Genomic DNA, 9854 nt, shown 5'->3' with positions numbered 1-9854 from the left:
CCTCGCCCGTCCCGTCGCGCGACTCGTCGAACTCCGGTTCGACGTGCACGGGGTTCTGCATCGCGCACAGCACCTCGTCACGGGTGACGCAGTGCTTGAACGCGCTGCCCCGCCACCTGATCGCCATACCGCAATTGTAAGACAAAACCCGTAGTTGTGTCAAACAAAACGGTAGGCGTCGCCGCCCGGTCTGTCTACGGGCCCGGGCGCGCCTCTTTAGTCGGCCCGCCCGGCTCCGGTCAGAAGTGCGCTGGCGAGAGCCACGGCGAGGGCGACGACGGCTTGGTGACGCTCCGGGGACTCATCGGGTCCAGCCGCGGGCGGGTCGGTCAGCACGGTCCACTCCTCCGCGGGCGTGAGCTCGGCTGAGGGGTGAACATCGCGGTCGACGATGCGGGCGTTGCCGCTCGGGGCGTTCGTGGCGTGGTCCCACTCGTTCGCCACCATGAGCGACAGGGCGACCCTGGTTGCATCGAGGGCGTCGTCGAGTGCTGCGGGGGCGCGCTCCATGAGTCGGTCGACGGCGAGCTCGTCTGCCGGCGATCCGAGCTCGTTCGCCAGCGCGAGCCGGACGTCGGAGTCGTCGCACGCCAACCCGAGGAGTGCACGGACGATCTCGCTGTGCGTCACGCGGCCGCGGTCGAGGTCCGAAGAGAGCGCCAGCGACAGCCGGCTCAGGCCGCGATAGGTCTCACGGGTCACGTCGATCGTGAGCCGGACCGGCTTCACGGGCTCAGCCTGCGGCCTCTCGGCCGCCGTGTCGTTCGTGCTCATTGCCTCTCCCTGCTGGTCCTGATGACGGAACCTAGCGCCGGCGCCATCATTCGTGCACCCGTTGCCCGGCGGCGTCGACGCGCATTCGGGGGCAGGTGAGGTCGCCGCCGTCGCCGGGGACGAACGCGAGTCCGCTCCCGCACTCCTTGCATTGCATCCTGTCGGCGTAGTGGGCCCACAGGTCGAGGTAGAACCAGTGGCCGTCGACGCTGGATTCGTGCGTGAGCGGGGTATTGGTCGGCCGGCGAGCGGGCAGGCCGGTGTTGTGCGGGAGCACGGTCAGCCCGGCGCGGCGGTAGAAGTCTGCGCTGCCGTTGCGGTCGTCGACGAACCCCTCGATGTACCGGGCGCCGGTCACGAGCGCGCACATCGCGGCCTCCTCGCGCAGCAGCTGGGTTCCCAGGCCCGCGCCGCGATGCTCGTCGACGACGAACAGCCCCGAGACGATGCGGTGCAGGCGCGCGAGCTGACGCCCGAGCTCGAGGTCCTGGATCACGGCGCCGGCGTTGTACGGGGTATCGAGCACGACGGCGCCGTAGAGCTCGGTGCCGCTGTCGTCGGTCGCGGCGACGATCGCCGTCGCGGCCGGAGCAGGCCCCTTCCCCCTGAAGAGCTTGTCGAGCCGGTCCTGTCGCCGCGAGGTGTCGGCGGCCGCGCGGTGGGCGTCGTATCCCACGATCGCCCGCTCGGCCGCCTCGTAGACGATCCGCGCCGCCCACTCGTCTCGCACGATCCCGTAACGCATCGTCCCCCCGGTCCCCTCGACGCCGCCCCGACTCTCCCACGACCCTCCGACGCGACGCGCGTCGATCACCCCTCGAGCATGGCCAGGTGGCGGCAAGGGTGTCCCGGGACGTCGGCGCGCGAGTTCTGGATCGAGCGCGTGGCGCGCGAAGGGCGGCAGGGGCCGATTCTGCGCCCCTGCCGCCCATGTGACCGCCGGGTTTCCCCGTCAGGCTGAGTAGTCAGTCGTGGTAGACCTTGTTGACGCGGACGGTGCCGCGGAAGTCGGCGTAGGTGTTCTTCGGGACCGGGACACAGCCCAGGCCGTACGCGGCGCACACGGTCGCGTTCACCGTGGTGGTCCCCTCCATGCCGATCGCGTCCCACCCGGCCCAGAAGTTCGACGTCTCACCGTGGCCGGTGACCGCGATGTCGTTGTACGGAGCCCATGGCGGTGGTCCCCACAGGCAGGACTTCGCCGCACCACCGGAGTTGCAGTGTCCACCGACCGTCAGGGCGTACGGGCTGATCGTGGGCTGACGCTCCTGCACCGACGTGTAGGTGAGCGTGTTGAAGTCGACCTCGATGTAGAGCGGGGCACCTGAGGACAGCAGGTCCACCTCCGCGGGGTCGAGGTTCTGCACCAGGTGCGATACCTGGGCATCCGCCTCCGCCTGCCCCTCGGCGGCGATCGAGACGCCCACCGGCGTGTCGTAGAACTCCAGTTCCGAGACTTCGAGCTCGACAGGCTCCTCAGGGATCTCGGGGCCGACGTCTGCGCTCGCCATCGCGACCGGTCCCCCTACGATGACCGCTGCCGCAGCCAATCCGACCGGGATAGCTCTCCACTTACTCAAGTTCATCACGTCCTTGTGAATCGATGTGTTCGGTTGGAGATTGCTTCCCCAGGCAAACATGCACCGTTGCCCGCGCAATCGGAGCCCGACGACGGCGCCCACCGCAGGTCGCTCAGTGCCCGGCGAGGACGCAGCTCCAGCAGTAGCCTGGCCGGACAAGACCTCTGGGGGCCTTCCGATGATGCCGATCAACCCTGTACCTCTTCCCACCCGCGACGCCCTGCCTGAAGCCGGGCCCACGAGGTGGTCACGCGGAGGTCGCTGGCGGATGGTGTCGTTCATCCTCGACATCGTGGTCCTGCTGCTCGCTGTGGTCGTGTACACCAGCGACCGGGACAACTTTGCCGCCGTGATGATCCCTGCTGGGACAGCAGCAGTCGCCGTCGCGCTCGTCGCACTCGCCCGCTCGTCCGGTTCGCGAGGACAGGCACTCGTCCTCACCCTGCTCGCGGCCGCGCCCCTCTCATGGGCGCTGCTGGCCCCCGCCTGACGTCAGCTGCCCCGGGGCAAGAACTCATACGTCGAGCGAAGCCAGGTGCCGGTACAGGGTGTCTCGGGAGACGCCGAGCGCGCGGGCGACCGCGGCGCGCGACTGCCCTCCGGCAAGCGCCACCCGCGCGGCCGCGACCCTGTCCGGGGTCATGACGCTCGGGCGCCCGCCGACCCTTCCCCGGGCGCGCGCTGCCGCGAGACCGTCGAGCGTGCGTTCCCGGGCGAGGTCGGCCTCCATCTGCGCGACGGCGGCCAGCACGTGCACCATGAGTCGCCCGGTCGCGCTCGAGGTGTCGAGCGTCTCCGTGAGCGATCTGAGCGTGACGCCGCGGTCGTCGAGGTCGCGCACCAGGCGCGCGACGTGCGCGGCCGAGCGCCCGAGCCGGTCGAGCTTCGTCACCACGAGCGTGTCCCCCTCGCGCAGCTGCGCGAGGACCCGGGCGAGCTCGGGCCGGTCCTCGCGTGTGCCGGATGCCTTCTCCACAACGACGTCGCGCACGTCGACGCCACCGGCGCCCGTTAGCGCGTCAACCTGGGCGTCGAGGTTCTGCGCCGTGGTCGAGACCCGGGCGTACCCGTAGACGTGTGCCATGGCTGCGACCGTAGCGAAAACCCCCGAGCCGCGTTCTGCGACATCGGGGGTTTTCGGACACTAGTTCTGCGACATGTTCTCTCGGCGTGTCGCGGCGGCGGCCGCGCCGTACGAAAAACGGTCAGTTTTGCGGTGTCTGACAACCTTGTAGGAAGTCGCCAAGTTCGTGCGAGAAGCGGCGGGGGTGCGGCGGGCCGGTCGGTGAGACGCTGAGATCGGATGCTCGGGCGTCGGAGGCGACCATGATCGACATCCCGGGGTTGCCGGAGCCGGACGCGGGTCCGGTGTTCGACCTCGCTCTGCTGGTGCACATCGCCGCGGGCGTCACGGCGGTGCTCGCGGGGCTGGTCGCGATGCTCGCGCGCAAGGGCGGTCGGTGGCACGTCGGGGCTGGTCGCGTGTTCCTCGGTGGGATCGCCGCTCTCTTCGGGTCGATGGTCGTCATGGTGGTGATCCGTTGGCCGGCAACCGTCCACCTGGCCGCGCTCGGGGGGATCGCGTTGGCCGCCGTGCTCCTCGGGTGGCGCAACCGGCGCCGCGGTGAGAGCGACGGGGCGCACATCGCGTGGATGGGTCTGGCGTACATCGCGATGCTGACCGCGTTCTACGTCGACAACGGCCCGCACCTGCCGATCTGGGAACGGCTGCCGGACTGGTCGTTCTGGGTCCTGCCGACGGTGGTCGGGGCACCGCTCACGGGCTGGGCGGTCCACCGGCACCGACCGCGTCGCCCGGCACAGGCGCGGGGGCCGGCGCCGTAGGTCGCGGCGGTGGACGAGCGCGGGTCAGCGCCCGACGCGGTCCATGAGGGCGGCGGTCAGAGAGTGGTCGTCGGGCACGCCGCGCAGTCCCGCTGTCGTGGGGTAGACGCGGCACGCAACGCCAGGGCGCACCGTGGGCACAGGGAACAGGTCGCGTCCGTCGACGTGGAACGAGGGCGATCCGTGGAAGCCATGGGCCTGGGCCTGGTCGTCGTCGGTGATGACCACGGTGGCGATCGCCGCGTCGATCCCGGTCTTGTCCAGGACCCGGCGCAGTACTTCCAGGGCGGGAACTTCGTTCGGGCACTCGTCGATGACTAGGAGCTCAACCTTCATGTGCCTGCCCTCGCTCACTTGCCGCGACGCCGTGCGCGTCGCCAGTCCACCGACCGGCGGCGGTCTCGCGCTGGGAGGACGAACGCGGGACCTGACGGTTTGAAAGGGAGAGTAGGAGGCTCAGGGCAACCCCGGCGCCGAGGACGACGTCAGCGAGGTTGCCGATGAAGAGGTTCCCGTAGGCGAGGAAGTCGGTGACATGGCCTCGCCCAAAGCCGGGCGGGGCCAGGAGGCGGTCCAGCAGATTTCCGACCGCGCCTCCCCACAGGAGTCCGATCGCTACCGCCCATCCGACCGTGTGGGCACGGCTTGCAGCGACGAGTAGAGCGACGGATGCGGCGGTGGCGACGACGGTAAGCACCCAGGTTGCGTCGGCTCCGAATGACATGACAGTGCCGGGGTTGAACGCGAGCTGAAGGCCGAGCGCGTCGCCAAGCAGCGGGATGCGCTCGTGCTCGCTGAGGTATGTGAGGGCGAGGGTTTTGGTCCCCTGGTCGATCAGCACGGCGCTGGCTGCGACGGCGAATGCGAGCAGGAACCGCCGCAGTTGCGCCGGGGAATCCACGAGGGTGCGTGGCGTCTCGGTGGTTCCCTGTTCCACCCACGCGGACACGGCGGCAGCGCGGCGACGGCGAGGCTGAGTGGTCATGTCAGGCTGGCAATGTGGGCGAGGGTGCCGGACTCGATCAGGATGAAGATGCCGAGGCCGATGAACACGACGGGCACGAGCCAGTGCTCGACCTTCTCGAGCGCTTCGGTGACCTTCTCGTTGGTGCCGATCGCGCGTGCGAGCAGGCACCAGAGGGCGAGGAGCACGAGGAACACGGTGATCGTGACTAGGGTGTCGGTGGTCGAGATGGTGCGGAACACCGGGGTGTAGATCGCGATGTTGTCGCCGCCGTTGGCGATCGTGATGCCGGCGACGCCGAGGAGCCCGACGGCCTTGAGCGCGGACTCTGCCTCGTCGTCGTCCTTGCCGCGCAGGGTGCGCACCAGTGCCAGGACGCCGATCGCGAGCGGGATCAGGCCGAGCAGGCCCACCCACTCGTCCGGGACGATCGTCAGGCCGAGGGCGGCGAGGAAGCTGACCGCGATCAGGGTGATGAGCCCGAGGTACTGCCCGGCGACTATCTGCCAGCCGCGCAGTCGTGAGGTCCCGCGTGCGGCGACGGCGAACAGGACGGTCAGGACCACGATGTCGTCGATGTTGGTCGCGACGAACAGCCCGGCCGCGGCCGCGATCGTGCTCAGCATGCCGAGTCCTGCCCGTCCACGCCGTAGGTCGGGCACAGGGCGACGGCGCTACCGGTGGCGGCGAGCAGCGTCTCGGCCGCTCCCAGCAGGTCCAGCAGCTCGGGGCGGGCCAGGGAGTAGAAGACCCGTCGACCCTCCATGCGGCCGGAGACCAGACCGCAGTCCTTGAGACAGGCCACGTGCGAGGACACTGTCGACTGTGCCAAGCCGAGGTCGCGCGTCAGCTCCGCGACCCGCGCCTCACCCACAGCCAGTCGGCGCACGATCGCCAGTCGCGCGGGATCTCCCAGCGACCGGAACAACGCGACCGCCGGCTCGACGTCCGCCGTACTCGCCACACATACTTCGGTATCTATGATCGACACAGACCGATAATAACTGACACTTGTCGATGGGATCGGATCGCAGGTTCACGCTGCACTGTATAGTTCAGCACATGCTGAACACTGGTGATCGTGTAGAAGTCATGGGTCGCCTGGGGAGGGCGATGAGTGACCCGACGCGCGCGCGCATCCTCGAACGTCTCCTCGTCGGCCCGGCGTACCCGGCCGACCTCGCCGACGCCCTGGGGTTGAGCCGGCAGAACGTGTCCAACCATCTGGCGTGTCTGCGTGGGTGCGGTTTGGTGCTTGCGGAGCCCGACGGGCGCCGCACCCAGTACACGATCGCGGACCCGCACCTGTCCGCGGCGCTGGACGAGCTGATGCGCGTGGTCCTGGACGTCCGCGAAGGCCGCGAGTGCTCGAACCCGGTGTGCGACGTCCCGGGCTGCACCGCGTGCGAGGACGAGCAGTGAGCCGCGAGTGCTGCGGGGGCGACGACGAGCTCGAGGACCGTCCCGCGCTGGTGACCGGCTTGGGCCTGACGCCTGCTTCGCCGCGCACGCCCGACGGCGCGCCCGCCGACAGCCACGACGAGCACGACGGCGAGGACGAGGAGCTCGCGCCGTGGTGGCGTGATCGTGCGCTGCTGCTGCCCGCGCTCTCGGGTGTGCTGCTCGCCGTCGGGTACGCCCTGGAGTGGTCGGACCTGGCCACGCCCGCGCTGGTGGTGCAGAGCGCGAGCCTGCTGGCCGGCGCGTGGACGTTCGTGCCCGGTGCGGTGCGGCGCCTGGCGCGCGGCAAGCTCGGGGTCGGGCTGCTCATGACGATCGCCGCGGTCGGGGCCGTCGCGCTCGGCCACGTCGGGGAGGCCGCGGCGCTGGCGTTCTTGTTCTCCATCGCCGAGGCCCTCGAGGACCGTGCGATGGACCGGGCCAAGCACGGCCTGCGCGCCCTGCTCGACCTCATGCCCACCACGGCACGGGTCTCGCGCCTGTCCGGGGACGTGGAGATCCCCGCCGCGGACGTGCGCGAGCTCGACCTGCTGGTCGTGCGGGCCGGGGAACGCCTGGCGACCGACGGCGTCGTGACGTCCGGGCGCAGCTCGCTGGACACCTCCGCCATCACCGGGGAGTCCATCCCGGTCGAGGTCGGCCCGGGCGACGCCGTGCCCGCCGGCGCGATCAACGGCGGCGGGGCCCTGCTGGTCGAGGCGAGCGCGGACGGGCGCGACAACTCCCTGACCACGATCGTGCACCTCGTCGAGCAGGCCCAGGCGCGCAAGGGCGAGCGAGCGCGCCTGGCGGACCGGATCGCGAAGCCGCTCGTGCCGATCGTGCTCGTCGCCGCGGCGCTGGTCGTGGTGTGGGGCTTCGTCGTCGGCGACCCGGGCTTGTGGACCGAGCGGGCCCTGGTCGTGCTCGTCGCCGCGTCTCCGTGCGCGCTGGCGATCGCCGTGCCCGTCACCGTCATCTCCGCGATCGGCGCCGCGAGCCGGTTCGGGATGATCGTCAAGTCCGGGGCGGCGTTCGAAGAGCTCGGCACCGTGCGCGCCGTCGCGATCGACAAGACCGGCACCCTGACCCGCAACCGGCCCGAGGTCGTGCAGGTGAGGACCCGCCCCGGCACCACCCGCGAGCAGGCTCTGGCCTGGGCCGGCGCGCTCGAGGCGCGCAGCACCCACCCCCTGGCCGCGGCGATCCTCGCCGCCGCATCCGCGCCGGTGCGCCCGGCGGGCGACGTCCAGGAGCTGCCCGGTCGCGGGCTGCACGGCACCGTCGACGGCGTGCAGGTCCGCGTGGGCACGACCCGGTGGATCGATCCCGGTCCGTTCGAGCCCGACGCGGCGACCCTGGAGGGGCAGGGCATGACCGTCGTCGTGGTCGCCGCCGGCGACGAGCCGGTCGCGCTCGTCGGGATCCGCGACGAGCTGCGCCCCGAGGCCGCCCACGCCGTGCGCCAGCTCGCCCAGGACGGTGTCACGGTCACCATGCTCACCGGGGACAACGAGCGCACCGCCCGCGCGCTGGCCGCCCAGGCCGGCATCAGCGAGGTCCGTGCCGCCCAGATGCCCCAGGACAAGGAGCAGGCCGTGCGCGCCTCGGCCGAACACGTGCCCACCGCGATGATCGGCGACGGCGTGAACGACGCCCCCGCCCTCGCCGCGGCGAACGTCGGGATCGCGATGGGCGTCGGTGGGTCGGCCGCCGCGATCGAGTCCGCCGACGTCGCGTTCACGGGCAACGACCTGCGCCTGGTCCCCCAGGGCCTGGCCCACGCCCGGCGCGGGCGGCGCATCATGACCGGCAACATCGTGCTCGCCCTGGCGATCATCGTCGTACTGTTCCCGCTCGCGCTGTTCGGCGTGCTGGGCCTGGCCGGCGTCGTGCTCGTCCACGAGATCGCCGAGGTCGTCGTCATCCTCAACGGCGTCCGCGCCGCACGCGGGACCGCCACCCTTACCGCGCTGCCGACGGTGCCTGCACCGACACGACCCGCGCCGACACCGACTTCCACGATCTAGAGGAAGGAACGCAACGAGGCCGACAGAGAGTTCGGGAACACGAAGAGTATAGTTCGGCTACATGGATCTTGCAGTCGGGCAGGACTCGAGGCGGGCGGCGCCGCGGACCGAGCGGCTCGGTTTGCTTCGCCTTCTGGGGCCCGCGTTCGTCGCGTCGGTCGCTTACGTCGACCCGGGCAATGTCGCGGCGAACGTCTCCGCCGGGGCGCAGTTCGGGTTCCTGCTCGTGTGGGTTCTGGTCGGGGCGAATGCGATGGCCGTGGTGGTGCAGTATCTGTCCGCGAAGCTGGGGATCGTCACGGGTCGCTCACTTCCTGAGGTGCTAGGGCAGCGGCTTACTCGGCCCGCCCGTCTCGCCTATTGGGGCCAGGCCGAGCTCGTCGCGGCGGCCACTGATCTTGCTGAGGTGATCGGCGGGGCCATCGCCCTGAACCTCCTATTCGATCTGCCGCTCGTGCTGGGCGGCGTGATCACGGGCGTGGTCTCCCTGGCGCTTCTCGTGCTTCAGCACCGACGGCGCCAGCGTCATTTCGAGTTCGTCATCACCGGTCTGCTTGTCGTGCTCACCGTCGGCTTCACGGCTGGCCTTTTTGTCACCCCACCGCCGTGGGCACAGGCCGCGGCCGGGCTCGTTCCTCGCTTCGATGGCCCGCAGTCCGTCCTGCTCGCGGCGTCAATGCTCGGCGCGACCGTCATGCCCCACGTGATCTACCTGCACTCCTCCCTCGCGCGCGATCGGCACGGCCGATCGCGTACGGACCTGGAGACTGCGCATCTTCTGCGTGCGACACGCTGGGACGTCGTCATCGCGCTGGCAATCGCCGGTGGGGTGAACATTGCGATGCTCCTTCTGGCGGCGACCAACCTTGCTGGGCGGGACGGAACCGACACGATCAGCGGGGCCCACACAGCAATCGCAGCAGCACTCGGACCCACAATCGCGGTGCTCTTTGCCGTCGGTCTGCTCGCGTCAGGACTCGCTTCGACCTCAGTCGGGGCGTACGCCGGGGCGGAGATCATGCGCGGCCTTCTGCGGACACGCATCCCTCTTCTAGTCCGACGCTTGGTCACCCTCACCCCGGCGCTCCTACTGCTTGCTACCGACGTTCCGCCGACGAGCATGCTCGTCATCAGCCAGGTCGTACTCAGTTTCGGTATCCCGTTCGCACTGATTCCCTTGGTATTGAGCCATTCCCAGTAGGGGTCGGGCGTGTGGGCGCC

General features: G+C 70.3%; 13 protein-coding genes. 5 read left to right on the top strand and 8 right to left on the bottom strand.

Annotation, left to right across the window (positions count from 1 at the left end; all coding sequences use genetic code 11):
- Positions 1-216: 216 nt before the first annotated feature.
- The 3 genes from GJV82_RS18565 to GJV82_RS18555 all read right to left on the bottom strand — a co-directional run bounded on the left by GJV82_RS18565 (position 217) and on the right by GJV82_RS18555 (position 2285).
- Positions 217-774 (bottom strand): hypothetical protein, encoded by a 558-nt coding sequence (locus GJV82_RS18565; RefSeq protein WP_155100247.1) that lies wholly within the window; start codon positions 772-774, stop codon positions 217-219.
- Positions 775-820: 46 nt separating this feature from the next.
- Positions 821-1504, bottom strand: a complete 684-nt coding sequence (locus tag GJV82_RS18560) for a GNAT family N-acetyltransferase (protein WP_196217312.1) — start codon at positions 1502-1504, stop codon at positions 821-823.
- A 235-nt stretch (positions 1505-1739) separates the two neighbouring features.
- Positions 1740-2285 carry a hypothetical protein gene (locus GJV82_RS18555; RefSeq protein WP_155100245.1) on the bottom strand — a complete coding sequence of 182 codons (546 nt, stop codon included), beginning with the start codon at positions 2283-2285 and terminating at the stop codon, positions 1740-1742.
- A 337-nt stretch (positions 2286-2622) separates the two neighbouring features.
- On the opposite strand from GJV82_RS18555, the gene GJV82_RS18550 reads away from it, so the two are divergent.
- Entirely contained in the window at positions 2623-2844 is a 222-nt protein-coding gene (locus tag GJV82_RS18550) for a hypothetical protein (protein ID WP_155100244.1), read from the top strand.
- 24 nt (positions 2845-2868) lie between these two features.
- Here GJV82_RS18550 and GJV82_RS18545 read toward each other — a convergent pair whose 3' ends face one another.
- Positions 2869-3438: a recombinase family protein gene (locus GJV82_RS18545; RefSeq protein WP_155100243.1), complete on the bottom strand. Its 570-nt coding sequence runs from the start codon at positions 3436-3438 to the stop codon at positions 2869-2871.
- Positions 3439-3680: 242 nt separating this feature from the next.
- Between GJV82_RS18545 and GJV82_RS18540 the strand changes: the two genes are divergently transcribed.
- On the top strand, positions 3681-4199 hold the full coding sequence (locus GJV82_RS18540; RefSeq protein WP_155100242.1) for a DUF2306 domain-containing protein: 519 nt from the start codon (positions 3681-3683) through the stop codon (positions 4197-4199).
- Positions 4200-4223: 24 nt separating this feature from the next.
- Here GJV82_RS18540 and GJV82_RS18535 read toward each other — a convergent pair whose 3' ends face one another.
- From GJV82_RS18535 to GJV82_RS18520, 4 genes are read right to left on the bottom strand one after another with little or no spacing between them, the layout of a single operon-like run.
- Positions 4224-4535 (bottom strand): DF family (seleno)protein, encoded by a 312-nt coding sequence (locus tag GJV82_RS18535; RefSeq protein ID WP_155100241.1) that lies wholly within the window; start codon positions 4533-4535, stop codon positions 4224-4226.
- A complete protein-coding gene (locus tag GJV82_RS18530) occupies positions 4525-5184 on the bottom strand; it encodes a signal peptidase II (protein ID WP_155100240.1) in 660 nt (219 codons plus the stop codon). Before GJV82_RS18530 ends, GJV82_RS18535 begins: the two co-directional genes overlap by 11 nt.
- The gene (locus tag GJV82_RS18525) at positions 5181-5789 is read right to left on the bottom strand and encodes a cadmium resistance transporter (RefSeq protein WP_155100239.1); all 609 of its coding nucleotides are present in this window, start codon (positions 5787-5789) and stop codon (positions 5181-5183) included. The genes GJV82_RS18530 and GJV82_RS18525 overlap by 4 nt, the downstream gene beginning before the upstream one ends.
- A complete protein-coding gene (locus GJV82_RS18520) occupies positions 5783-6154 on the bottom strand; it encodes a metalloregulator ArsR/SmtB family transcription factor (protein ID WP_318657828.1) in 372 nt (123 codons plus the stop codon). Before GJV82_RS18520 ends, GJV82_RS18525 begins: the two co-directional genes overlap by 7 nt.
- Positions 6155-6225: 71 nt before the next feature.
- Between GJV82_RS18520 and GJV82_RS18515 the strand changes: the two genes are divergently transcribed.
- The 3 genes from GJV82_RS18515 (at position 6226) to GJV82_RS18505 (ending at position 9834) form a co-directional block, all read left to right on the top strand.
- A complete protein-coding gene (locus tag GJV82_RS18515) occupies positions 6226-6585 on the top strand; it encodes an ArsR/SmtB family transcription factor (protein WP_155100238.1) in 360 nt (119 codons plus the stop codon).
- Positions 6582-8633, top strand: a complete 2052-nt coding sequence (locus tag GJV82_RS18510; protein ID WP_318657827.1) for a heavy metal translocating P-type ATPase — start codon at positions 6582-6584, stop codon at positions 8631-8633. The genes GJV82_RS18515 and GJV82_RS18510 overlap by 4 nt, the downstream gene beginning before the upstream one ends.
- A 61-nt stretch (positions 8634-8694) precedes the next feature.
- Positions 8695-9834 carry an Nramp family divalent metal transporter gene (locus GJV82_RS18505; protein WP_155100237.1) on the top strand — a complete coding sequence of 380 codons (1140 nt, stop codon included), beginning with the start codon at positions 8695-8697 and terminating at the stop codon, positions 9832-9834.
- Positions 9835-9854 lie beyond the last annotated feature (20 nt).

The sequence above is a fragment of the Cellulosimicrobium composti genome (assembly GCF_009711085.1).
GTDB lineage: Bacteria > Actinomycetota > Actinomycetes > Actinomycetales > Cellulomonadaceae > Cellulosimicrobium > Cellulosimicrobium composti.
The sequence above is the reverse complement of the archived record's forward strand: the minus strand, read 5'-3'. Positions and strand labels throughout refer to the sequence as shown.